The 24,812-nt window shown below is 54.2% G+C and carries 15 protein-coding genes and 1 riboswitch; of the genes, 4 read left to right on the top strand and 11 right to left on the bottom strand.

The genetic code is table 11. From position 1 onward, the window contains the following. Position 1: 1 nt before the first annotated feature. The gene (locus TH63_RS14235; protein ID WP_048921525.1) at positions 2-940 is read left to right on the top strand and encodes a DUF4249 domain-containing protein; all 939 of its coding nucleotides are present in this window, start codon (positions 2-4) and stop codon (positions 938-940) included. Between the two features lie 214 nt (positions 941-1,154). Here TH63_RS14235 and metF read toward each other — a convergent pair whose 3' ends face one another. The 11 genes from metF to TH63_RS14170 form a co-directional block, all read right to left on the bottom strand. After that, positions 1,155-2,108: a methylenetetrahydrofolate reductase [NAD(P)H] gene (metF, locus tag TH63_RS14230; RefSeq protein WP_048921524.1), complete on the bottom strand. Its 954-nt coding sequence runs from the start codon at positions 2,106-2,108 to the stop codon at positions 1,155-1,157. 229 nt (positions 2,109-2,337) lie between these two features. Next, positions 2,338-6,027 (bottom strand): methionine synthase, encoded by a 3,690-nt coding sequence (gene metH, locus TH63_RS14225; RefSeq protein ID WP_048921523.1) that lies wholly within the window; start codon positions 6,025-6,027, stop codon positions 2,338-2,340. Between the two features lie 82 nt (positions 6,028-6,109). After that, positions 6,110-6,218, bottom strand: a riboswitch (SAM riboswitch). Between the two features lie 414 nt (positions 6,219-6,632). After that, a complete protein-coding gene (locus TH63_RS14220; protein ID WP_048921522.1) occupies positions 6,633-7,778 on the bottom strand; it encodes a fatty acid desaturase family protein in 1,146 nt (381 codons plus the stop codon). A gap of 946 nt (positions 7,779-8,724) precedes the next feature. Next, positions 8,725-9,234: a hypothetical protein gene (locus TH63_RS14210; protein WP_048921520.1), complete on the bottom strand. Its 510-nt coding sequence runs from the start codon at positions 9,232-9,234 to the stop codon at positions 8,725-8,727. A 146-nt stretch (positions 9,235-9,380) separates the two neighbouring features. Next, on the bottom strand, positions 9,381-10,166 hold the full coding sequence (locus TH63_RS14205) for an SAM-dependent methyltransferase (RefSeq protein ID WP_048921519.1): 786 nt from the start codon (positions 10,164-10,166) through the stop codon (positions 9,381-9,383). A 191-nt stretch (positions 10,167-10,357) separates the two neighbouring features. Next, entirely contained in the window at positions 10,358-11,014 is a 657-nt protein-coding gene (locus tag TH63_RS14200; RefSeq protein ID WP_048921518.1) for an oxidoreductase, read from the bottom strand. 19 nt (positions 11,015-11,033) lie between these two features. Continuing rightward, a complete protein-coding gene (locus tag TH63_RS14195; RefSeq protein WP_048921517.1) occupies positions 11,034-13,553 on the bottom strand; it encodes a DUF5916 domain-containing protein in 2,520 nt (839 codons plus the stop codon). Between the two features lie 33 nt (positions 13,554-13,586). Beyond that, complete coding sequence (locus TH63_RS14190) at positions 13,587-14,423, bottom strand: CvfB family protein (RefSeq protein WP_048921516.1); 837 nt, start codon at positions 14,421-14,423, stop codon at positions 13,587-13,589. A gap of 188 nt (positions 14,424-14,611) precedes the next feature. Then, the gene (locus TH63_RS14185; RefSeq protein ID WP_048921515.1) at positions 14,612-15,643 is read right to left on the bottom strand and encodes a PorP/SprF family type IX secretion system membrane protein; all 1,032 of its coding nucleotides are present in this window, start codon (positions 15,641-15,643) and stop codon (positions 14,612-14,614) included. Positions 15,644-15,654: 11 nt separating this feature from the next. Next, complete coding sequence (locus TH63_RS14180) at positions 15,655-19,449, bottom strand: PKD domain-containing protein (protein WP_197088564.1); 3,795 nt, start codon at positions 19,447-19,449, stop codon at positions 15,655-15,657. A 633-nt stretch (positions 19,450-20,082) separates the two neighbouring features. Continuing rightward, on the bottom strand, positions 20,083-21,957 hold the full coding sequence (locus TH63_RS14170; protein ID WP_197088563.1) for a BamA/TamA family outer membrane protein: 1,875 nt from the start codon (positions 21,955-21,957) through the stop codon (positions 20,083-20,085). Positions 21,958-22,174: 217 nt separating this feature from the next. Here TH63_RS14170 and TH63_RS14165 point away from each other — a divergent pair, with 217 nt between their 5' ends. From TH63_RS14165 to TH63_RS14160, 3 genes are all read left to right on the top strand, one after another. Further along, positions 22,175-23,440, top strand: coding sequence for a putative DNA modification/repair radical SAM protein (locus TH63_RS14165; RefSeq protein WP_048921512.1), 1,266 nt, complete (start codon positions 22,175-22,177; stop codon positions 23,438-23,440). Between the two features lie 71 nt (positions 23,441-23,511). Further along, complete coding sequence (locus TH63_RS20375; RefSeq protein ID WP_156180626.1) at positions 23,512-23,661, top strand: hypothetical protein; 150 nt, start codon at positions 23,512-23,514, stop codon at positions 23,659-23,661. A gap of 20 nt (positions 23,662-23,681) precedes the next feature. Continuing rightward, positions 23,682-24,518 carry a TIGR03915 family putative DNA repair protein gene (locus tag TH63_RS14160; RefSeq protein ID WP_048921511.1) on the top strand — a complete coding sequence of 279 codons (837 nt, stop codon included), beginning with the start codon at positions 23,682-23,684 and terminating at the stop codon, positions 24,516-24,518. Positions 24,519-24,812: the final 294 nt, after the last annotated feature.

Here is a 24,812-nt window from a genome sequence, read left to right as displayed (position 1 = left end):
CATGTTCCGTTTTAGTTTACCCCTGATTTCCGAAAAACACCTTATAATCAGCCGACGGCTGCTGCTGGGTCTTGGCCTGGCGGTAGGTTTGTCTGCCTGCGAGACCACCGTGGAGATAGACGTGCCCACGCATACCCCCAAGCTGGCCGTGCAGTTCAACCTCAATACCGAAGACCCTAACCAAGCCCTGATTGTGGGCCGCAGCCAGCCGGTACTGGCCTCTGACAACCTCTGGCGCGACGGGCTGGTCACCACCGCCACCGTGGCCATTAAAGACCAGAATGGCGTCCTGAAGCAGGGTTTTGTGTTCAAGCCCTTTGAGTTTGGCATGACCCAAGGCTCCTACAAACCCACCAATGTGTTTACCCCGGTGCCAGGCCAGACCTACGTGCTTTCTATTAGTGCCCCCGGCTTTGCGCCCATTGAAGGCAAACTGACCCAGCCCGCCGAGGTGCCCGTAGCCACAGCCTCCTTTCAGCCCGACGCTAGAAACGACCAATATGAGTTTAGGGGCTTGCTGAAAATCCAGATAAACGACGCCCCGGCAGAAAAGGATTACTACCGATTCTTCCTGAAGCTGTTTGATGATCAGGGACGTCAGGTAGGAACCCTTTACCCAGACAATGAGAACGACGAGGTTTTTGGAGAGGATGTGGAGCAGATTACCCCCGGCAAGGTGTTTGATGACGGCTGGGCCAAGCAAGGCGCCATCACGTATTCAGACCGGGTCATCACCCATATTGGCAGCGGCTACCCCGTGAAATACATTGAAGTCACGCTCCAGCACTTGACCCAGGACCTGTACTTGTACGAGCGCTCCCGCGAGAATTACACTGAGGACAACCCCTTTGCAGAACCCCTGAACCTCTACAGCAACATCAGGAACGGCTACGGCAACTTCGGGGGCATCACCACTACCAAATACAGAATCAACCTGTAGGATTTCTGTTTTGGGTCTGTTTTGCTGAAAACAGGCCCAAAATAATTTCCTACCGCAAGTTTAGCGCTAGCGTAACTTGTGGTGAAGATATAGCAAGGTTGTACCTTGCTTAGTCCATATCAAGGTTTTGTAAAAATAGAAAGGCCCTCTACCAACTGGTAAAGGGCCTTTCTATTTTAAGGCCGTTTTCAGGAAAACAGCCTTAAAACGCCTTTTAGAAAATAGCTCTGGCCACGGCCGCAGTAGCCTCAGATTTACTCATGGTATAAAAGTGCAGGCAAGGCACGCCAAACTCCACCAGTTCCTTACACTGCTGAATGGTCCACTCAATGCCCACCTGTTTCACGTCTGCTGATGTTTTGCAGGCTTCCACGGTGTTCACCAGATCCTCGGGCAGGTCAATGTTGAAGTAGCGGGGCAGCACATTCAGCTGGCTTTTGGCGGTGATGGGTTTCAGGCCGGGTAGAATGGGCACGTTGATTCCCGCTTCGCGGCAGGCCTTTACAAAATCACAGAACTTCTTGTTGTCAAAGAACATCTGCGTGATGACATAGTCAGCGCCCAGGTCTACCTTTTGTTTGAGGTATTTCAGGTCAGAGGCCAGGTTTGGGGCCTCCACGTGCTTCTCGGGGTAGCCGGCTACGCCGATGCAGAAATCGGTGGGCACGGGGTTCTCCATTTCCTCGTCCAGGTAATGGCCATGGTTGAGCTGCACCACCTGCTGGATAAGGTCTGAGGCATGGGCGTGCCCGTCTTTGTGCGGCCGGAACCCGGGCTCGGTCTTCACGGCATCGCCGCGCAGCAGAAGCACGTTGTCAATGCCCAGGAAGTTAAGGTCCATGAGCGCGTTCTCAGTATCCTCTTTGCTGAAGCCCCCGCAGATGATGTGCGGCACCGTATCTACGTGGTACTTGTTCATGATAGCCGAGCAGATACCCACCGTGCCGGGCCGTTTTCTTATAGTGATTTTCTCCAGCAGCCCGTTCTCGCGCTCCTTGAACACATATTCCTCGCGGTGATAGGTCACGTTGATGAATGGCGGGTTGAACTCCATGAGCGGGTCAATACCCTGGTAAATGGACTGGATGCTGGTGCCTTTCACAGGCGGCAGAATCTCAAAAGAGAAAAGGGTCTTGGTGGCGTTGTGCAGGTGTTCGGTAACTTTCATTGACGTAGTGTCGGGTGTCTTTTGGCTTTGGGCCTTTGTTTTTTATGTAAGCGTTTTGATGCTAAAACGCTTATTTGTCATCCTGAAAGGATCTCGGTAGCGAACTAGAAAGGCATTGATTAAAAGCCACTACCGTTCTCCACCGAGATCCTTCCAGGATGACAGGAAAGGGGGGAGAGAAGATTCTGTTTTGGGCCTGTTTTCTGAAAAACAGGCCCAAAACAGAATCTTAGTAATTCAAATTAGGTGACAGCCAGCGCTCGGTTTCCTCTACACTCATGCCTTTGCGTTGGGCGTAGTCGGTTACCTGGTCTTTCTCAATCTTGCCCAACCCGAAGTACCTTGACTGCTTGTGTGCGAAGTACAGGCCTGACACGGCGGCGGTGGGGTACATGGCCAGGCTCTCGGTTAGGGTAATGCCCGTGTGTTTCTCCACGTCCAGCAACTGGAACAGGGTGGTTTTCTCGGTGTGGTCCGGACAAGCGGGATAGCCGGGGGCCGGACGAATGCCCTGGTATTTCTCCTTGATGAGCTCGTCGTTGCTGAGGTTCTCTTCGGGTTCATAGGCCCACAGATCCTTGCGCACAATCTCGTGCAGTTTCTCGGCGAAGGCTTCGGCCAGGCGGTCAGCCAGGGCTTTGGCCATGATGCTGTGGTAGTCGTCGTGGTCGGCTTCAAAGTGTTTCACCAGTTCGTCCAGGCCATGACCGGCCGTGACGGCGAATCCGCCTACGTAATCCTGCAGGCCGGTTTCTTTGGGGGCCACAAAATCAGCCAGCGCCAAATTAGGCACGCCCGGGCCTTTCTGCCCCTGTTGCCGCAACGTGCGGAAGTGGGTTACTACCTCCGTGCGCTGCTCATTGGCGTACACGGCTATGTCATCGTCCTGCACCGTGTTGGCGGGGAACAGGCCGGCCACGCCGTTGGCAGTAAGCAACTTCTCGTCTACTATGCGTTTCAGGAGCGCCTGCGCATCAGCATAAAGTTTGGTAGCCTCGGCGCCAACAATCGGGTCTTCCAGCAGTTTCGGGAATTTGCCGTGGAGTTCCCAGGCTTGGAAGAAGGGGGTCCAGTCAATATACGGCACCAGTTCCTCCAGCGGAAAGCTTTTGAATTCCTGAATGCCCAGCTTGGCGGGGGTGTACACGTCTTCGGCTTTCCACTCCACAGGCAGCTTGTTGGCGCGGGCCTCTTTGATAGGCAGGTATTTCTTGTCTTTCTGGCGGCTCAGGTAGCCCTCACGCATCTGATCATACTCGGTGCGGGTATCCAGCGCGAATTTCTCCTTGTTCTCAGGACTCAGCAGGTTTCCTACCACGGGTACGCTGCGCGAGGCATCCAGCACGTGCACCACGGTGCCGCTGTAGGCCGGGGCAATCTTTACGGCGGTATGGGCTCGCGAGGTGGTGGCCCCACCAATGAGCAGCGGGATGTGGAAGTTCTGGCGCTCCATCTCTTTGGCTACGCTCACCATTTCGTCTAAAGACGGAGTGATGAGGCCAGATACGCCAATCACGTCCACGTTGTGCTGGCGGGCGGCCTCCAGAATCTTGCTGGTAGGCGTCATCACGCCCAGGTCAATTACCTCATAGTTGTTGCAGGCCAGCACCACGCCCACAATGTTTTTGCCGATGTCATGCACGTCGCCTTTCACAGTGGCCATGAGAATCTTGCCGTTGGTCTGGCGGGTGGAGGTATCGCCGGAGGCGGCAGCGCGTACTTTCTCTTCCTCAATGTAAGGCAACAGATAGGCCACGGCTTTCTTCATCACGCGGGCGCTTTTCACTACCTGAGGCAAGAACATCTTGCCTTCCTGGAACAGGTCGCCTACCACGTTCATGCCGTCCATTAAGGGGCCTTCAATCACTTCCAGGGGTTTCTGGTACAAGTGGCGGGCTTCCTCTACGTCCTGGTCAATGTATTCCACCAGTCCTTTTACCAGGGCGTGGGTGAGGCGCTGTTTCACGGGTTCGTTGCGCCAGGCTTCGTCGCGCACTACTTCTTTGCCTTTGTTTTTAACGGTTTCGGCAAACTCCACCAAGCGCTCGGTGGCGTCTGGGCGGCGGTTCAGAATCACGTCTTCCACGCGCTCCAGGAGGTCTTTCGGAATTTCCTCGTAGACCTCCAGCATGCCCGCGTTTACGATGCCCATGTCCAGGCCGGCTTTGATGGCGTGGTAAAGGAAAACGCTATGCATGGCCTCGCGCACCGGGTCATTGCCCCTGAAGGAGAACGACACGTTGCTCACGCCGCCGCTTACTTTACAGCCGGGCAGGTTTTCCTTGATCCAGCGGGTGGCCTGAATAAAGTCCAGGGCGTAGTTGTTATGCTCCTCCATGCCCGTGGCCACGGTGAGGATGTTGGGGTCAAAGATGATGTCCTGGGGCGGGAAACCTACCTCTTTGGTGAGGATGTCATAAGCGCGCTGGCATATCTCAATTCGGCGTTTGTAGGTATCGGCCTGGCCTTCTTCGTCAAAGGCCATCACCACCACGGCGGCGCCGTAGCTGCGCACTTTGCGGGCGTATTCTTTAAATTTCTCTTCGCCTTCTTTAAGGGAGATGGAGTTCACGATGGCTTTCCCTTGCACGCATTTTAGGCCAGCCTCAATCACGCTCCACTTAGAGGAGTCAATCATGATGGGCACTCTGGCAATATCTGGTTCAGAGGCAATCAGGTTCAGGAACAGAGTCATGGCGGCCTCAGAGTCCAGCAGGCCTTCGTCCATGTTCACGTCAATAATCTGGGCGCCGTTCTCCACCTGCCCGCGGGCAATGGCCAGGGCCTCTTCGTATTGCTCGTTTAATATAAGCCGCTTGAATTGCTTGGAGCCGGTGATGTTGGTCCGCTCGCCAATGTTGATGAAGTTAGAGCCTTCAAACACGGTGAGCGGCTCCAGACCAGAATAGGTAGGAACTTCCGGCAATTTAGGCAACGGACGCGGCGGGTACTGCGCAGCAATCTCCGCGATGACCTTGATGTGGGGTGGCGTGGTACCGCAACAACCACCTACTATATTCACGAAGTTGTTTTCCAGGAAATCGCGCACGTGCGCCCCCATCTGCTCTGGGGTCTCGTCATACGCCCCGAAGGCGTTAGGCAGACCGGCATTAGGGTAGGCACTGATGTGGAATTTAGAGGCTTTGCTCAGGGATTCTATGTGCGGACGCAGCTGTTTGGCGCCCAGCGCGCAGTTAAAGCCCACGCTCAACAGCGGCATGTGGGACACTGAGTGCAGGAACGCCTCTACGGTCTGGCCCGAAAGGGTGCGGCCGCTGGCATCGGTGATAGTACCGGAAACCATAAGCGGCAGGCGCTTGCCGGTCTGTTGGCTGTATTGGTCAATGGCGAACAGGGCCGCCTTCGCGTTGAGGGTGTCAAAAATGGTTTCTACCAGCAGCAAATCTGCGCCGCCGTCTACCAGCCCGCGCACCTGCTCAGTATAGGCGTCAAACAACTCATCAAAAGTGATGGCCCTAAAGCCGGGGTTGTTGACGTCCGGCGACAGGGAAGCGGTACGGTTGGTGGGCCCGATGGCGCCGGCCACGAAGCGGGGTTTGTCTGGGGTTTTGGCGGTCCATTCCTCAGCAGCTTCCTTGGCAATGCGCGCCGACTCAAAGTTCAACTCATAGACCAGGTCCTGCATGTCATAGTCGGCCATGGCAATGGACGTGCCACTGAAGGTGTTGGTCTCGGCAATGTCGGCCCCGGCCTCAAAGTACTGGTTATGGATTTCCTTGATGATGTGGGGCTGGGTAAGCGAGAGCAGATCATTGTTGCCCTTCACATCTAGGTGGAAGTCTTTGAAGCGGTCGCCACGGTAGTCGGCCTCTTGCAGGTTGTACCGCTGGATCATGGTGCCCATGGCCCCGTCTAAGACTAAAATGCGTTTCTGAACTTCTTCCTCTATTCTTGTCATCTTCTTTGCTCACCAAAAGGGTAGGTTGCGGCTCAAGAAAGGGCAGGAGGAAGGGTGGCGGGTAGGGGTGTAGGAAAACCGTCACTCATCTCCCCCAGCACGGCGGGCGTGGTGGGCAGGAAGTAGCACCCAACTGAATTGGGTTGCTAAGACATCACAGGGCCTAATCCCTCCGTCTTTCTTGATAAGCAGGAGCAAAGGTAAGGGCTGGGGGCGGAAGATGCAAATGGGGTGGAATTGGGTTGTTTTTGGGCTGGTTTGCGGAAAACGAGGAGAAAACAGATTTTCTCTGCACAAGTGGTCATCCCCCTTCAAAGGTAAGACCGTTCCTTTCTTTCAATTACAGGGAATTTCAGAATCAGCTTTATGCCATTTGAGGCTCGCGCCTCACTGAAGTTGAAAACTTCAGGTCATTTTAGGTCCAAGTTACAAACTTGAACCAGGGAAAATTTTGAATGAAACGGGATTGTCTTCAAAGTGGGACGGGGAGGAGGGCAAAAGTAACCAGCAGCAGTGGTTGTTGAAGAAAACCGGAAGAACCCGTATCTCAGGCAGATGCCAGAAACACGGGTTCTTCCGGTTTTTTTTTGAATACTATCGAAAGTTCAATTTACGGCCAGTTGCTTCTCGGCTAAAATCTCATCCGCGTACGCGAGCTCCTGTTCCTTATAGGCCTGCCAGCCCAGTTTCTTGAGCATGCGATAATGGGAGCCTAGGGCCTGTGAGAAAGTAGGGCTTTCAATGTAGGGCAGGCCGAACTCATGGGCAGTTTCCTTCACAATTTTAGAGATGCCTGGGTAATGGATGTGGCAGACCTTAGGGAAAAGGTGGTGCTCAATCTGCTGGTTCAAGCCGCCCAAAAGGAAACCGGCCAGCTTGTTTTTCATGGCGAAGTTGGCGGTGGTGCGCATCTGGTGGTCGGCCCAGGCTTCTTCCATGTTGCCTTGCTCGTTGGGCTCCGGAAACTCCGTGCCTTCCACCACGTGGGCCAACTGGAACACCAGTCCCATCACCAGGCCCTCGGCCAGGTGCAGACCCAGGAAACCGATGATAAATTGCCACCACGTGATATCCAGTACTACCAAAGGCAGTACAATAAACAATACATAGTACAGGGCTTTGTAGGCGAAGAGTTTGTAGTACTCGGCTTTGGGGTGGTTGGTCGTGTCCTGGGCGCCAATCTGCTTCTGGAAGAACTTGATGTAGTCTTTTCTCAGAACCCAGGAAAGGGACGACAGGCTGTACAACCCGAAAGCATACACGTGCTGGAACCGCTGCAGTTTGTTCACTTTCTCACCCGGGGCCACCCTAATCAAGCCAGGGGCCACCTCAATGTCCTCGTCGTGGCCGGGAATGTTGGTATAGGTGTGGTGTACCACGTTGTGCGTGAGGTTCCAGACATAAGGACTAGCCCCCACTAGGTTGAAGACAAAACTGAAGACCTTATTGACTTTGCTGTTGGGAGAAAGTGACCCATGGATGGCGTCATGGCAGACGTTGAAGCCTACCAGCGCACTGAAAACCCCTAGCAGCAAGGTCATGCCAAACATGGTCCAGGGCCCAAACTGATTGGAGAGAATCAAGGCATAGAGACCCGCGAACACCGTCAGGTAAAAAGCGATTTTGCGCCACATGGCCGGATTGGCGTTTCGGGAAATTCCTTTCTCTTTCAAATAATCCTCTACCCTGGAGCGGGTGGTGGCATAAAAAGTGGACTTTTCTTTATTGATGAATCTTAATTTGGATGACATGAAGTTGAAGTAATGAATGGAGGACCAAGGGGGAAATCAATTGAACCTGCGCAATGGGCCTTTGCGCGTAAAGATGGAGATAAAAAACAAATCTGACTTCAGGTCTGCTCCCTTTCAACGTAGAAACCGAATGTTAAGTGCCTTTGTTTTGCGGTTTCTACGGATAAAGCCATTGGTAAAGAGAATGTTAGGAAAAAAGGGGTGATTGAGGTAGGAGTAGGTAGAAACGGGAAAGCCGTTTTGGGGCTGTTTTGGGAAAAACGGGCCGGAAACGTGGGTTGATCTGCAGGAGTGGTCATCCTAGGCCTTCAAAGGGGGACGAGGAAGAAGGCAGAAGTATTCCCTTCAATGGTGCGGATTTACTTCCTTGACTTTTGGTTTTAAGTGACTTCCCTAAAAGTGCTCTCCTGTGTAAACACCCCCCTCGCCCCCCTCAAGGGGGGAGTCTGCGGTGAAGAGGCGGGACAGCGTTTTGAGGCTGTTTCTTTGAAAACGGGCTTAAAACGCAACACTGCAGTTCCTTCTCCCTGAGGGAGAAGGGTAGGATGAGGGGGGATGGTTCTCACTGGGAAGACCCTTGCCTGAGAATCTCCGCAGCCCTACACATTCCCCCGATTTCAGTCTTTGCTCCGAGCGCCTCGCTTGTGACTCTGCAGTGGCTTTAGCTAAGAGAAAACTGCAAGGAGGCCACAAGGGCAGTGCGAGGGGGAAAGACGGGGCTCCGCGGCCGTGAGCGCTCGGAGGGAACAAATGAAACAACCAAAGCATAAGGACTCAGGCAAGGCGGCCAATCTAAGTCAAAGGCGAATTCTTTATCAACTAGGCTAAGGAAAGCAAACATCATTAGAAAAGCCTTATGTTATAGGGCTGCAGCCTTACATCCCAAATACCCCAAAATAGAAAAAGCCTGCACGAGGCAGGCTTTTCAAGTAGGTTTGGGGAAGCATTAGAATGTATAGCGGATGGTCAGAGCTCCATCTGCAAACGGGAAAAGTCCGTCTCGGTTGACTTCGATAAATGGCTTAAAATCGAGCCCCAGAGAAATCGGAATTTCCGTAATCTGATATTCCAAACCTACAATTCCATCAATACCCACCGTGGTGAGCGTTCGGTCATAAGATTCTTCGTAACGTTTGTAAGAACGCGGGTGGTAGTACCTGCCCCTGAACGAGCCAATGTGGGCGCCGGCGCCGTAGAACCACTGCAGTCCGGTTACGCCTAAGGCGGGGACGTGCTTCTCATACAAACCTGTTAATTGGAACCCCCTTCTGGTGAATCCGGTTCCCAGAATCGCCTCCAGGGCAACGTCTGGCTTAATAAAAAACTTCCCTGAGATGCCTGACGTGTAGCCTCCTACCCGCAGGCCCACCCCATGCTTCTGGGCCTGGGCTGTTGACAAGTTAGTGAAAGCAAGCACCAGTATGGCCAGCGCAAAAATAAGATGTTTGTTGTTCATGGTAAAAGATTCTTTGCTGAAAAGCAGGCTTCCCCGAAAGGTGGGGCATCTACTTAACTGCGCAGAACCGGGTATTATTTTACGGGGTGGAAAACAAGCCTCAGAAAGTTTCCATCTCTTTTTGCGGGAGAGATTCTGGGGCAAAGTTAGCTTTTTTTGTAAGACTGCAGGTACGCTTCCTTAGTGGTACGTTGCCCTATGAGCCTGAAAAAGCTGATTCTGTGGTCTTTGTCCTTTTTTAAAGCCCGCGCAAAAGGGTCTTTTTTTCTGCCGGTCTCCTCAAAGTCCTGCACATACTGCTCCCGTATGAGGTCGGCGGCGGGGAGCAGGTCAGCGGTCTTTATCTGCACCAGACCGGTCTTTTCCCAGAGCTTCCGCCACCATTCCACGGTGTGGATGTAGTACCAGTAATTCTGGTAGTCATGCTGCAGAAACTCAGGTACCTGATCCAGGGTCTCAATCTCGTCCTTGAAACAAACATCCACTATGCCAATGTAGCCCTCGGGTTTCAGGAAACGGCAAATGTAGGGCAGGTACTTGTCATCGGTGCCGAAGTAGGTATAAGAGTCAATGACCAGCACCACATCAAAGAATTCCTCGGGGAAGGGGAGGGAGCGGGCATCGGCGCGGAGCGGGAACACCTGGTTCTCCAGGTTGGCCTCCAGCACGCGCTGGTAGTTATCCGTAGCTGAAATGGCCTCGTCTACGGCCCAGACCTGCACCTCAAACTCCTTGGCCAGGAAAACGGAGCTGGCCGCCTTGCCGCAGCCCAGGTCCAGCACGCGCATGCCTTTTTTGAGCGGAATCTGGGAGGTGATGCTCTCCAGGTTGTAAAGGACGTTCTCGCCCATAGAGTGCTCGCGCACCCACTGCGGGTCATACTGGGTACTGCGTGGGAAAAAGTGTTTGATCTGGTGTTGGTCTGCGTCCATGGTGGCGGTTTTTCTCCCGAGAGGTACGCAAAGTAGGAAGAGAGGTTGGTGGCAACTGCGGAGCCAACACGCCGAATGCCGGAATTTTAGCAGGGGTAGCGCGGAAAGCGTTTCTTCTGAGGCATTTCCATTTTAGGCCTGTTTTCCAGAAAATAGCCCTGAAACGCCTCTTATAAAAGAACAATTAGCAATTAAGCAAATTCCTGCATCTGCTCAGAGGAGTGCACCAGTACGCCGCCGCCGTCTTGCTTGGCGGCCTCCAGCATGGCCTTGGCCACGGCCTTGGCGGGTATGCCCTTGTATTTGCGCAGCGGGCCGCTGAAAATAAAACCTACCCACTTCATGAGCGCGGACGCCACCTTCTCACCTAATCTGAACTCCTGGCGCTCTCCCAATAAAAGGGAGGGCTGAAAAATGTGCACGCTGGTAAAGGGCAGGGCTTTGACGGCTTCTTCCATTTCGCCTTTCACACGGTTATAAAAAATACGGGAATGCGCATCTGCCCCTAACGCCGACACCACCAGAAACTGCGAGGCAAAGTGGGAGGCCGTGAGCTTGGCCAGCTTCACCACATAGGTGTAGTCTACCTGGTAAAACTTCTCCTTGGAACCGGCTTTCTTGATGGTGGTGCCCAGGCAGCAATACACGTCATCGGCCATGAGGCTGTGTTTCTCCAGGTGGTCAAAGTCTACCACCAGTTGCTGGAGCTTGGGGTGCCGGATGGGCAGCGTGACACGGCCCACAGAAATAACTCTGTTGTAGCGGGGGCTGTTGAGCAGCAGGTGCAGGCACTGCCCGCCCACCAAACCGCTTGCGCCGGCAATAAGCGCCACCTTGGGAGATACCATAGTTCTGGGGTAAGAAGCGTTAAGATTTCAGGACGTGTTTGATGACCTGGTAATCCAGGTAATATAGCATCTTAACGGAGAAACTATTCAATTGTTTGGCCTGTAAGGTGTTGCGCAGGTTAGAGAAATAGAGGTTCTGCTCTGGGATAATGGAGTTGTAAATGGCGTTCTTCCAGACCACGCTCAGCTCGCTGCCGGGCGCAAACCGCCAGCTGTACACCAGGTCAATGTTGAAGGCGTTGAAGTTGCGGTTATTGGAGCCCGGCGCGGGCGGCCGGTACCCCAGCGGATCTATGTCGCCGTTGGCCAGCAGCAGGTAATAGTCCTGCCAGGTGGCACTGGACCAGTAGTGGCGCATGTTCAGGTTGAGGGCCGTGCGGGCGTTAAAGATATAGGTGCCGGTAAGCGTGTTGTTGACGGTATTCACCGTGCGCGCACCAAAGAAAATGCTGTCTTGCAGGCCGTTTCCGTTCAGGCTGCTGGTGTCTTTTCCGGCGTACCCAAAATCACGCAGAGAGCGGTTGTAGTTTACCCGGTATACAATCTGCAAATGGTCATTGACCCGCACCCGGGGGGCCAAGCCCAGCCAGCCGCTAAATTGGTCATATTCGCCGGAACGGTAAAACCCATAATTCACGTCCAGGGCCAGTTTCTTGCGGTAGTCGCTGGAGATGTAGCCGCTTACCTCGCCGCCCGCGGGGCTCCGGAACTTGCGGTCTGGCAGGCCGTTCTGGTAAGACCGGGGCTCAAAGTAGTCATAGTTGTTGTGCGGCAGCAAGGCCAGCGTCAAACCGAAGGAAAGGAACTTGCGGGTGGTGGCGTTGGTCTGGAAAAAATACACCATCTGCGCATAAGAGGCCGGTTTGTAGAGCATGCGGTGCTGCACGCCCAGCGCATTGTAGAGGCTGTTGAACTTCCAGAAGGGCTTGTAGAAGTTGTACCGCACATTGGCCTCGTTCTGGATGACGTTGTTGTTGCTCAGGTAGCCCAGGTCGTTGATGTCATAGGTGTGGTTCATGCTCTCATGCTCCACCGTGAACTGGAAATTGCCGCTCGTCTTGCCAAACTCCACCTCATAGGCATGGCCCAGTTCCACCTTTTCTTTGCCCCCTGCTACTTCCCCTTTGTTATAGTGCTGGCTCAGGTTACCGGCCACTTCCAGGGCATAGCTGTTCTTTTTGTTGGTGAGCCGGGTCATGAGGCCGGTCACGTTGGCGTTGTAGAAGCCGTGCCCACGCGTTACGTTGGTGTTGGTAAAGGTCACGTAGGAGCTGTTGGGTAAGCTCTGGTCCAGCACCAGCACGTTGTAATTGGTGACGGGGTCGGTGAGCACCTTGAATTCCTCCTGAGTGTCACGGCTTTTGAGGGTGGCGTAGGTGTTGCGGGTCACGGCGTTGAAGAGCCCAATGCCCAGTCCCTTGCTGGTGCGGCCTGAGATCTTGGTGGCGTTCACCAGGCTGGTTTTCTCTGGGTTCTCCAGCACCTCGGCCTTTTTACCATAGCGGGCCTCATCATAAGCCAGGTCATTGTAGTGGAGCGGCTGCGCGCCTATGCGGCGGGAGTAGAAGAGGCCGGCCTTGTTGAAGAGCTCGGTGCCCTCGGTGAAGAACTGGCGGTTTTCATTGAAGCGCACCTCAAACGGCGAAAGGTTGAGCACCTGCGCATCTGACTGCGCCTGCCCAAAGTCCGGCACCAGGGTCATGTCCAGGGTGAAGGCGTCATTAAGCCCGTATTTAATGTCCATGCCGCCGTTAAGGGTGGTGGTGAGGTTCTTCTTGCCTTCCTGGTTATGCGGGTAATGGTCGGCGTACGCCGAAAGGTAAGGCATTACCGATAACCGCAGGGGCGCCTTGATGCCCTTGATGCCGTCCACTACCCCAAACTGGTTGGCAAAGCCCTGCACCGAACTGTCTATGAAATTCCAGAAGGAGTCTTCGCGGTAGCGGCGTACGCCCCGCCAGAAATTAATGCCCCAGGTCTGCACCTCGCGGTTAGAGAACCGGATGGCTGAGTAGGGGATGCGCAGTTCCACGGACCAGCCCTGCGCTTTACGGGCCACGGCGCTCTGCCAGACAGCGTCCCAGGAGCGTTCGTCTCCGTTGGTGGTGGCCTTGAAATCTGTCTGCACGCCGGCGGCGGAGACTTCAAAGCCCAAGGCGTTCTGCTTGTCCATGTACGTGTCAAAATACACCCCAAACATATCAGCGTTCACCTGGCCGCCGTCGCGCTGGCTTAACTGTAACAGGATGGAGTCTGGCGCGGTGTCAAAGAGCATGGCGCCAATGTAAACCGCATCGTCATCATACAACATGCGCACCTCGGTGCGTTGGCGGGCCGGGGCCCCGTTGTCTGGAACGGCCTGCCTGAAATCAATGGCCGGGGTAGCCAGTTTCCAGATTTCCTCGTCTGGCAGGCCGTCTATTTTAGGGGCAGCAGTGGTCCGGACGGCGGTGAACTGCTTGGTGATTTTAGGCGCTTGGGCGTGCGCGATGAGCGTAAGGCAACAACAGGTAAGCAGAAGAAGGCAAAGGTGTTTCATAGGGCTGGCAAGGCAAAAAAATACAACAGCAGATTAGGGGGTAATAGAAAGACTAATCCCGTTGTCTAGTAGTTGCACGTCGCCGCGTTTATATAAGGCGCCAATGGCTTTTTTAAAGGTTTTTTTGCTCATGCCCAGCTGTTGGTAGATTTCCTCTGGGGCAGATTTGTCTGTGAGGGGCAGAAAGCCGTTCTGTTCTTTCAGGCGCTGGGCAATCAAATCGGCGGCCTGTTCCACCTCATCATAGCCCTGCTTCTGCAGACTCACGTCTAGTTTGTTGTCTTCGCGTACTTTCTTCAGGTAACCTTTGGTGTACTCGCCGGGCGTTAAGGGCCTGAACACCTCATTGCGGTACAGCATGCCCAAGTACTTGTTATTGACGATGACCTGGTAACCCAGCGCTTTCTCCGGCCCAATCAACAGTTGCACCTCGTCACCTTCCTGCAAGGTAATAGGGTCATAGTTCAGGAACGGGCCCAGTTTAGTAGAGCCCACCAGCCGGTCTGAGTTCTCGTCCAGGTACACGTACACCAGCGCCCACTGCCCCGGGTAAAGCGGATCATGCTGGTTTTTGTAGGGAACAAAGAGGTCTTTCTCCAGGCCCCAGTCCAGAAACGCGCCAAAGTCATTCACGTCTTTTACCTGCAGCACGCCAAACTGGTCTACCTTAGCCTTGGGCTCCAGGGTGGTGGCAATAAGGCGGTCTTCAGAGTCACGGTACACAAAAACGGAGATCATGTCGCCAATGCGAGCGTCTGCGGGCACATATTTGCGGGGCAGCAGCACGTCACCGTCATCAGAGCCCAAGTACAGGCCGTGGTCCAGTTCGCGTAATATTTCCAGATAGTTGTAATCGCCTAGATGTAGCATGGGCTCAGGAGTTGCTTTATGCAACAAAGATATTGAATCTATCCGGCTCCTATCATGCGTTAGGCAAAGTTTGTGCGGGTCTGGCGTTTTGAGCCTGTTTTTGGCAAAACGGCCTCAAAACAGAAAATGACCCCAAACAGCGAATTATGTTTTGGGGCCATTTTCAGGAAAACGTGCTTAAAACGGGTTTACCAGTACTGCGAAGGCGAATAGGTTTCGCGCTTGTTGCGCAGCATAAGGCCCAGCACCAGTTCATGGGAACCGTTGCTCACCTGGTTCAGCCCCGAGGTGGTGAGGTCGTAGGCATAGCCCAAATGGAACTTGTCTTTCACCTGAAACCCCGCCATCACCACCGCAGCGTCATCCAGCCGGTAAGAGCTGCCCACCCAGAACTGGTTGCGGTAGTACACCTTGGCGTTCACATCCACAGAGACCGGACTGGGACTGGCGTATTTCACCACCACCGAAGGCATCACGCTCAGGTGCGGACCTACCATGAACCGGTAGCCGCCGTGCCCATAGAAATGCCGCTGCTGCTCAGCCGACACCCCTGCCCTTGACTCCCGGAAACTGAACGGCGTAGGGAGCACCTGATTCACAGATACCCCCGCAAAAAACTGGGAGCTGTACAAGAGCACGCCCACGCCAATGTTAGGCAGCAGTTGGTTGTAATCATCTGCGTGCATGACCGGGTCGCCGGGGTTAGTGAAGGTGAGCATGTCCTGGTTGAGGCCCAGCTGCGTCATGCCCGCGGCCAGGCCGGCAGACAGTTTCATGCCCGAGGTGAGGGGCACGTGGTAGGCGTAGAGGGCCTGCACCTCGGTGCGTTTGAGGCCGGCGGCCTTGTCTGCCTGCACCAGAATACCCAAGCCATGGTGGGGCCGGGGCTTCTGGGCTGAGTTACGCCGCTCAGGCTTCCATTGGGTGCGGGACTTGGCGGTTGTGAGGGGCCTGGGCCTGAAAGTAGTGGGCGGGCTGGTGTAGTCCAGGCGGTTGAGGGGCATGTGGCCGCTGAGGTAGTAGGAGGTAGGTGCCCCTTCCAGCCCGGTCCATTGGTTGCGGTATCCGGCGCGAACGTCCAGGTAATTGTCGGTGCCGCTCACGGCCGGGTTCAGGAGCACGGGGTTGAGCATGTACTGGCTGTAATGCGGAATCTGCTGCGCCAGGCCCAGAAAGGGCAGGCAGGCCAGGAAAAGCAGAAGGAAGTAGTTCTTTCTCATGGTCTGGCAGGTTAGCGCAAAATGGTAAGCGGTCCCGTCATCTTCGCACGGCCGTTGTTAGGGTTAATGAGGTAGTAATAGGCACCCACGGGCAAATCAGCTCCGTTGCGCTTCCCGTCCCAGGGCAAAGGATAGCCTTGGGAGGTGTAGACCTGTTGCCCCCAGCGGTTGTAGACCTCTATGGAAATGTTGGGGTAATCCTCAATGCCGCCCAGTTCCCAGGTCTCGTTCACGCCATCGCCGTTCGGCGAGAAGGCTTTAGGGATTTGAAGTTTCTTGAGCACCTTTATCTCCAGGCTGTCTTTGTTAAAGCAACCCGCCTCAGACTCCACGCTCAGATAATATTTGGTGGTGACCACCGGCGAGGCCACCGGGTTGCCAGTGTTAGTGTTGCTGAGGCCCGTGCCCGGTGACCACGTGAGCTTTCCTTGCCCCTGACCCTGCAGTTGAATGCTTTCTCCTTCTACCAGCACAATATTTGGCCCGGCCTCTACGGTTGGGACTGGCCTTATCCTTATCTGCACTTCATCGGTGGCATTCACGCAAGGGCTGTTGCTTACCGTCCAGCGCAGGGTGTAGGTCTGGTCCATGGTGCCGGTGAAGGTGGCTGTAGGATTAGAAACGTCTGAGAAAGAGCCGCCGGTGCCCTGCACTACCATCCATTGGCCGGTGGCCGGCGCCGGGGCGTTGGCCGCTAATTGGGTGGTTAATTTGCCGCAAAGCAGTTGGTCCGGACCCGCCTGCGCCACCGGGGCCGGGGAGATCTGGATGGTCTTGGTGATGGTGTGGGTACAGCCCAAGTCTGAGGTAACGGTAAGCCGCACGGAGAAAGAGCCGTCTTTGGTGTACTTGTGGGTTGGATGCTGAACTGTTGAGGTGCCGCCGTCGCCAAAGTCCCAAGCCCAGCCCGTGATCTTGCCGGAAAAGAGGCTGCTCATGTCCTGGAAGGTAACGGCATCTGTCACGCAGCCCACGGTGGGCGAGAAATCTGCCTTGGGGGTGGGGTAGATAGTAATGGAGCGGCTAAACGTCTGCGCGCAGTCATTGCCGCCTTTAGCTACCAAGGTCACCGTGTAGGTGCCGGGCGCTTTGTACAGGTGCGTAGGGCTTGCTGCTGCGGAGGTTCCGCCATCGCCGAAGGTCCAGGCATAAGATGGGGCTCCGCTGCCGCTGTAGGTAGTGGTGTTGGTGAAACTGGCGGCGTCGCTCTCGCAGACGTTGGCAGTGGTAAAGCCGGCCACAGGGTTAGGCAGCACGGTAATGGTCTTGGTGATATTATCGGTGCAGACGATCCCCGACCACACCTGCAGGTTCACCGTGTACGTGCCCGCTTTGGAATATATGTGCATGGGGTCTTTCTCATCAGAGAAGTTGCCATCCCCGAAGGTCCACCTCCGGCGGACGATGTTCCCGAAGGCAATGGTGCTCTCGTCTTTGAAGTTCACGCCCTGCTCCTGGCAGAAGGAAGACGCTGAAAAGGCCGGCACCGGAACGGCGCCACTTACGGTGTAGGTGTTGGAGACCATGTCCTGGCAGCCTTTGTCTGAGGTGACTACCAGTTTGACGGTGTACACGCCCTCGGCGGTGTATTTATGCCGCGGTTCCCGCAGGGTGGAGGTGGCCCCGTCGCCAAAGTCCCAGAGGTACGTCATGGTGCCGGAAGCCAGGGTAGATTGGTTCTGGAAGGCTGCGTCATCCTTGATACAGATATCGGGGAGGTTGAAAGCTGCTACCGGTTTGGGGTTTACCCGCACGCTTACTTGCACAGAGTCAGCGCAGCCTTGGTCTGAGATGGCTTTCAGTTTAACAATGTAGGTGCCATGCTGGGCGTAGGTGTGCTGGGGCTGTTGCTCGGTGCTTTGAGTGCCATCGCCAAAATCCCAGACCCAACGGGCAATGGTCCCTTGCGCCAGCGTAGTGGCGTTCTGGAAAACTACGGGTTCTTTGTCGCAGACTTCGGGGGCAGTAAAGGCGGCTTTGGGCGGCGGGTAAATGGTAAGGTCACGGCTGGTCTCACTCACGCAGAGATTCTGGTTGGTGATGGAAAGCCGCACGGTATAGGTGCCCGGGGTTTTGAACAGGTGCGCCGGGCTTTGCTTGGTAGAGGTGGTGCCATCGCCGAAATCCCAACGGTAGCCCAGGATCTTCTCGCCGGTGGTCAATTTGGTCTCATCCAGGAAACGGGTGCTGTCATTGGTGCAGACAGTAGTATAAGAGAAGCCCACGGCAGGATTAGGGAACACCTCCACCTCTATATAGGTAGAGTCCTGGGAGTTGCAGTCATTCCCGTTGGATTTAGTGGTGACCAGAGAGACGGTGTAGGTGCCGGGCCCCGGAAATACGTGCGAGGGGTTCTGGTCTGCGGAGGTTTGGCCATCGCCAAAGTACCACTTCCAGGCCAGGGGCTCATAAATGGCAAAGCCCTTGAACCGGATGTTGCGGCCGTCACAGATGCTGTCTGAAAGGACCGTGATGTTCTGCACCAGGTTGGTTACGTTAGCCCCCGCTGAGTACCCATAGGACTCTACCTGCCCAAAGCCATAGGCTACGGCATTGAAGCCACTGTCGGCTTTAAGGGTATGGTTGCCCTCTGCCACATCCCGCTGGGCATAGGCATACACCGGGTTGGCGGCAATTGGCAGGAAAGGAATCTTACTCCCGTCTAACTTAAAGGTAGCCGTGTCTGCCGCCCGCATGGTCACGTTAATGTAGTGGCGGGAAATCTGGAAATCCTTGGAGGAGTAAAGTGTGATATCTTTCAGGGTCTGTTCCACAGGGTTTGCTAAGGTCATCTCGGGGTCGGCCTGCACGCGGTCACAGGACTGAGTTTTGGCGTATTGTGCAAACAGGATAGGCTTGTCAGCCGAGACATAGTTGGGCAGGCTGCTTTCAAACTCGTGAAACTGGCCCTTGTTTTTGGTGATCGTAGTTCCGTTGATGTTGATGGAGGTATAGTCTTCAGAAGCCATTACCCTGAAAACGTCACCGGCTAAACGGCTCTTGAATGGGGCCGTTACAAAGTTTTTGCCCCAGGCGCTAATGGGATAAAGCTGCTGGTAAAGGTTGTCACCGCTGATAGTGGCAGGGCAAGTAAGCGGTACGGCCGTCCAGGAACTGCCGGAAAAGACGGCTATCCTTTTGCAGGAGCCCAAGCCTACATCAATAGACTCTACCTTTGTGCCGGTTAAATCCTGGAGGGTCCGCACCTGGTATACCTCGCCTTTCATAAGGGGCCTGGGTGGCGAAAAGGGTACTCCGGCTGGTTTTCCACCCACGGTGGCCACGGTGGGCGTTATCTCAATGGTGGTATTGTCTTCCAGGGCCACCACCATTAACTGCGATGTAGCTTGGTTCGCATTGGGTTGGTGCTGGTCATAACTAATGGCGTAGTAAGATCTGCCTAGCGTATTGTTGGGTAGCACCAGCGTGGCCGCGGACTTATTGGTGAAATAAATATGCGAATACACCACCACCGGTACGTCTGAGGTAACATGGATCGCTTTCTGTTCTATGATCTCTGTGCTTGAAACGTACGCCTGCTGCGGGCTAACTGGAATCACCGTTACTTTGTTAGCAGTAACATTAAAGGTAGAAGGGGCCAGGGTGCCTACCGTCACTGTTACCACTGCGTTGCGATCTGAGGTCACATACAGGTTCATCTGTGACTTGGTGCCTTCAAAGTGGGCCATATACCCCAGCCAAAAGTCCCGGCCTTTGTTGGAGGTGTTCTGGGCACTTGCCGCATACTGCGCCAGAAGCATAAGGCAAAGGCACATGCTTCTGAGAAAGAAGAAGGATTGTTTCACTGTCTGTTTGAACTAGGGTCAATCAAAAATGACTCTGTTTCCTGACGGTCGGGGGGACAGGAAACAGATAGACTAAGCGCCCCTTGTAAGCGTGTGCGCCGTTAAGGGAGTAAAAGATTCTTGTATGGAACTCTGTATGTAAAAGACAAATTTGAGCAGACGTGCCTGTAATTGCCTGTCGTTCTCGCTTTCCCTATACCTCTTAAAAAGCCTGTGAAACCTGAAGCTGTTCGTTGGCCCGGGTTTACATCTCTTCATGGAGATGTAAGAGCTCCAAAAGCACAAAAGGTTAAATGGCAGGTTCAGAAAAAAAGTCAATTTTTTGAGAAGGCATACCGCAAAGGTTCTTTTCAGAAGCCTTCTGATCTTACTCCCAAGCCAAATTTTGTTTACCCTTTTCTAAGGTGCTAAACCCTCTCACTCCTAAACCTGATTTAATTTTAGTAGCCCGTAAGCCTCCTGCTTGGCTTAAATTCTTCCAGTAACCTTCCCAGGCTATTCTTTGGTAAGGATAGCAAGGCCGCTCACTCTCAAAGGGTTGCTTTGATATGACAATATAGAGTTTTTAATGGCACCATGGGAAGTCATGGCTCCGTATTTTAGGATAATTTTTGAGAGGGTTTCCTGTTAGTCTTACCTGAACTCAGAAATAAGGGGTTGGGTAAAGCGCAAATCATTGAAATCATAATACTGGCGCGTGGTCTGGAACAACTTAAAGTCCTGGTGATTGCCTAATTGGGGCAGGCGCGGGTAATAGCCCAGCAGGATCTGGATGGTGTTGAATGTGAAATACTCGTTCCGGAACCGAAGGCCCATGCCAAATCCGGTGTAGGGTTTCTCGCGGAAAGGGGAGCGGTCTTTGACGCTGGTGAGCCAGGCAGCATCGGCGAAGCCCACCACCGCCAGCCGGAAGCCCAGCAGGGTAAGGGGCGTGAAAAAATTGGTCTCATAATTCAGCACGAACCGGCGGTAGCCGCGCACCTCCTGCGAACTGAACCCTCTTATGCCGTCTTCCTGGTCAATGTCCAGGGCAAACAGATCGGGCCGGCGCAGACCAAGCGAGGACCTGCTCCACAGAAAATGCCGCCAGCGCCAGTTGCGCAGCCGGTACAGGGGCGTGAAATACAGGGCCTCGGTGGTGAGCACCCCCTGTTCCCAGCCGCCTTTGTAGCGGTAACTGCCATACTCCAGCCCCCCGTAGAGATATCCGAAATTAGAGCGGTACTTGCCAAAGGCGCCTTTAAGGCCCAGGTAGGGGCGGTTCTTCACAGAGCCGTCCTCAAACCCGGCCGTAATGGCCAGCAGGTTTCCGGCGGGAATATCCTCGGTACGCCCAAACCCGAACAGGTACTGATCTTTGTAATACCTCCTGAAACTGTAGCCAAAGGCCGTGAGGTAGAGGCGGGCGCTCTGAAGGGTGGGGCCGCCACCCTGGGTGTAGCGCACGTTCATTACGCGGGCGGCGGTAATGAAACGGCCCGGGTTGTCCTGCGCCAGGTCATAGGACTTCAGGCGGAAGGCGCGGCCCAACCAGAAATCCTGTACGTAATAATCCAGAGGGGTATGGGGAATGGGCGCGCCTGGCTCAGGGTCTTCTACCTGATAATAATCTGGCTGCAGGGTCTGGTACCAACTGGCCGAGGCCCCGCCTGCATATTTAGTGTTGGTAGCAAAGAAGTCACGCCGGAAACTGATGCTTTGCTGCTTATAATAATAGGTGTTGTTATAAAGAAGCTCCGCGGAAATAAAGCTTCTGGAAATGTTCTCTATGAAATACCGGCCCTGAAACTGCCAGGGCTGCGGCTCAGACAACCCAAACCGGTAACTGGTCCTGATCTGGTGGCCTAACCCCATGAAATTGATATCCCGCAAAGAAAGGCGGGTACTGGAAGTGCTGGCAGAGCCCGAGGCGCTAATACTGAACACGTCTTTGGTAATGATGACTACGTCTACGCTGTCCTCAGTGGAGGTGGAGTCATTCACCAGCACCCGGGCGTCTAAGATGTAGGCCGTCTGGCGGAGCAAACGCTCAGATTCAGAGAGGTCCAGGGGTTCCAGCATATCGCCTTCCTGGAACAGGATCTGGTTCCGCAGCATGCTTTGTTTGGTGCGCATGTGCAGGCCGTTGCCCAGGCGCTCCAGGTAGTTGTCTGGCACGGCCAGGGTGTCATTGATGGAGTAACCAAAGGCGTCCAGCCGTTTAAAGTAAATGCTGCGCACCACCTTATAGTTGTGCTGGTCATAGGTTTGCGGAAGCCGCGCATTTTCCACGGGGCCTTCCACTTTGCGGGGCTTAAAGACCACCAACGCTTTCACCGCCCGGCCCATTAGGGTTTTCCGCTGGCTAATGTCTTTCAGGGTCTTTAGAAATTCCTGGGTCTTGGTAGTATCCTGGGAGAGGGAATCAGGTGGCGGTTGGGTCACTGGTGGGGTGGTGACCGGTGGAACCACCTGGGCCTGAGCGCCAAAAAAGGTCAACCAGCCTGCCACCGTAAGCAGCAGGCACACGCTAACCTGTTGATACCTTCCCTTGCGCGCCATTATCCCTTTTGATTCATTCTTTAAAATACGTCAAAAAACGTCAAAACTGGTGCTAGACTGTTAAAATGCTATTGTTATTAGTATTGTTGATAACTGGTGGAAAGATAATTGCTAATTATATTGGGTTAATATCCGTAGATGTACTAACTTGCTAACATATTCAGAAACCTAAACCGCATCTGGCATGTCTTCACCGCTAATAGAAAAACTAAGTATTTTGGCAGACTCTGCCAAGTATGACGTTTCCTGCTCTTCCAGCGGCGGTAAACGCAAAAACCAGGACAAAGGATTAGGCAACGCCGAAGGCATGGGTATCTGCCATAGCTATACCGAAGACGGACGTTGTGTGTCACTGCTTAAAATACTGCTCACCAACTTCTGCATTTTTGACTGCGCCTACTGTGTGTCCAGGAAAAGCAATGACGTGAAGCGGGCGGCTTTCACGGTACAGGAAGTGGTGGACCTGACCATCAATTTTTACCGCCGCAACTATATAGAGGGCCTGTTCCTGAGTTCGGGTATTTTCAAAAACGCCGATTATACCATGGAGCGTCTGGTACGGGTGGCCAAAAAGTTGCGCTTGGAGCATAAGTTCAACGGCTATATCCACCTCAAGACCATACCCGGCGCCAGTGAAGAACTCATCAAGGAAGCCGGACTGTACGCCGATAGACTGAGCGTGAACATTGAGTTGCCCTCTGAGGAAAGCCTGAAAAGCCTGGCCCCGGAGAAAAACTTCAAAGACGTGCTCACGCCCATGGGCAATATCAAAGACCAGCTGGTGCTGGTAAAGGAAGAGAAGAAGCTGTTCAAGTCTACGCCTTCTTTTGCGCCCGCCGGACAAAGCACGCAGTTGATTGTGGGTGCTTCCGCTGAAAGCGACCGGCAGATACTGACCCTAGCCGACGGCCTGTACCAGAATTACCAGCTCAAGCGCGTGTATTACTCGGGTTATGTGCCGGTAGTCACCGACAGCCGCCTGCCGCTCATCAGCACGCCGCCCATCATCAGGGAGAACCGCCTGTACCAGGCCGACTGGCTGGTGCGCCTGTATGGATTTGGCGTGAACGAACTGCTGGACGAACAGAACCCGCAGCTGGACCTGCAGATTGACCCCAAGCTGGCCTGGGCGCTGCGCAACCGGCAGATTTTCCCGCTGGAGATTAATACGGCTGACTATGAACTGATTGTCCGGGTACCGGGCATCGGCATTAAGTCGGCGAAGAAGATAGTGGCGGCCCGCCGCTTTGCCGCCCTCACCTGGGACCATTTGCGCCAGATTGGGGTAGTGCTGAAACGGGCCAAGTATTTTGTTACCTGCCATGGTAAAAGTTTGGAGACGAGAGAATGGGACGAAGAAACCATCAGGAGAAGAATCATTTTCGGGGAGAAGGGCGGCCGCGCCAGCCTTTGGGGCAGCCAGCTGGACCTGTTCAGCCAGGCAAGCTAAATCTGCCAAAAGGCCCATCATCCCACAAGCGATAAAAAATAACCTTTGTTAAACCTCATACTTCTATAGATATGCCTACTTTATCTGCCCGCCAAACCGTAGCACCTGTTTCTTTCCGTTGCAAGCTGAGCACGCTGGTGCCGTATCTGCGCCAGCTCTCCAGCCAGCGCCATGAAGCCACCGGTTCCGGAAGCCGCACGCCTATCCGTATCGCTTCCTAAGCCAGCCTTTCCCAGCGCGCATGCATTTCTATACCTATGACGGCTCCTTTGAAGGACTGCTCACAGTAGTGTTTGAGGCGTATGACCGCCAAGAATGGCCCACCCAGATTGACCCGGAAGGGGAGGCCCCGGCCGGTATCTTCGCCACTCACCATTTTGTGGCTACGGATGAGGCCAAAGCCAAACGCGTGTGGGAAGGCCTTGGTAAGAAACTCTCCAAAGCCGCCTGGGAAAACGTGTACAAGGCCTACCTCTGGGAGCAACCCGGCTTTGAGATGCTCATTTTCCAGTTTGCGCGTCTGGTGTTCTCCAGCCCCCTAGCGGGCGTAGAGGAAAACTTCGCGGAGCCCTGCGTGCAGAAGATGGCGCAGGTGGGCAAACAGATGCACCGCGAGAAACACCGCATGGAAGCCTTCATTCGGTTTCAGCAAACCCAGGACGGCCTCTACGTCGCCCCCATCAACCCCGACTTTAACGTGGTGCCGCTCATTGTCCCGCACTTTGAGAAACGCTACGCCGACCAGCCCTGGCTTATCTACGACGTGCGCCGCCAGTACGGGGCCTATTATGACCTGCAGCAAGTAAATCTGGTATCTTTGGAAGAGGCCCCTAAAGGCTTGCAGAAAGGCCAGCTTTCGGCTTCTATCCTCACCGATATTGAGCCACTATACCAGCAACTCTGGCAGGCCTACTTTGACCACGTCAACATTCCGGAGCGCCGCAACCGTAAGCTGCACCTTCGGCACATGCCCAAACGCTACTGGAAATACCTCACGGAGAAAAAGCCCCGCGTGCAGGCGCACCAACCCATCCAGAACAAGCAGGTGCCTACTGGTTTGAAAAGGTTGAACAGGTAGGGAAGGAAGTATTCTGAATTTTCTCTGGTTCAAGTTTCTAACTTGGACCTAAAATGACCTGAAGTTTGCAACTTCAGTGAGGCGAAAGCCTCAAATTACGCACGCCTAATTCAGAAATTTCATGCAACTAACAGAATGAAACGGCCCTAGGTATGAGAGGGAGTAGACGTTTTGAGCCCGGTTTCACGAAAATATGCTCAAAACAGGGAGCTTGAACTAAACCCAAGGTGATGCCTTTTCTTGTGAGGGAAAGAAATCATTGGGTTGGAATGGTTAGTTTGGTAGTGGGCTTCT

The organism is Rufibacter radiotolerans, assembly GCF_001078055.1.
In the GTDB taxonomy this organism is placed as follows: domain Bacteria; phylum Bacteroidota; class Bacteroidia; order Cytophagales; family Hymenobacteraceae; genus Nibribacter; species Nibribacter radiotolerans.
The sequence above is the reverse complement of the archived record's forward strand: the minus strand, read 5'-3'. Positions and strand labels throughout refer to the sequence as shown.

Coding starts and splice junctions, on each gene's coding strand:
- TH63_RS14185 (WP_048921515.1), bottom strand. CDS start 15,643: ATGAGAAAGAACTACTTCCTTCTGCTTTTCCTGGCCTGCCTGCCCTTT.
- TH63_RS14195 (WP_048921517.1), bottom strand. CDS start 13,553: ATGAAACACCTTTGCCTTCTTCTGCTTACCTGTTGTTGCCTTACGCTC.
- TH63_RS14160 (WP_048921511.1), top strand. CDS start 23,682: ATGCATTTCTATACCTATGACGGCTCCTTTGAAGGACTGCTCACAGTA.
- TH63_RS14200 (WP_048921518.1), bottom strand. CDS start 11,014: ATGGTATCTCCCAAGGTGGCGCTTATTGCCGGCGCAAGCGGTTTGGTG.
- TH63_RS14190 (WP_048921516.1), bottom strand. CDS start 14,423: ATGCTACATCTAGGCGATTACAACTATCTGGAAATATTACGCGAACTG.
- TH63_RS14165 (WP_048921512.1), top strand. CDS start 22,175: ATGTCTTCACCGCTAATAGAAAAACTAAGTATTTTGGCAGACTCTGCC.
- TH63_RS20375 (WP_156180626.1), top strand. CDS start 23,512: ATGCCTACTTTATCTGCCCGCCAAACCGTAGCACCTGTTTCTTTCCGT.
- metF (WP_048921524.1), bottom strand. CDS start 2,108: ATGAAAGTTACCGAACACCTGCACAACGCCACCAAGACCCTTTTCTCT.
- TH63_RS14210 (WP_048921520.1), bottom strand. CDS start 9,234: ATGAACAACAAACATCTTATTTTTGCGCTGGCCATACTGGTGCTTGCT.
- TH63_RS14235 (WP_048921525.1), top strand. CDS start 2: ATGTTCCGTTTTAGTTTACCCCTGATTTCCGAAAAACACCTTATAATC.
- TH63_RS14205 (WP_048921519.1), bottom strand. CDS start 10,166: ATGGACGCAGACCAACACCAGATCAAACACTTTTTCCCACGCAGTACC.
- TH63_RS14220 (WP_048921522.1), bottom strand. CDS start 7,778: ATGTCATCCAAATTAAGATTCATCAATAAAGAAAAGTCCACTTTTTAT.
- metH (WP_048921523.1), bottom strand. CDS start 6,027: ATGACAAGAATAGAGGAAGAAGTTCAGAAACGCATTTTAGTCTTAGAC.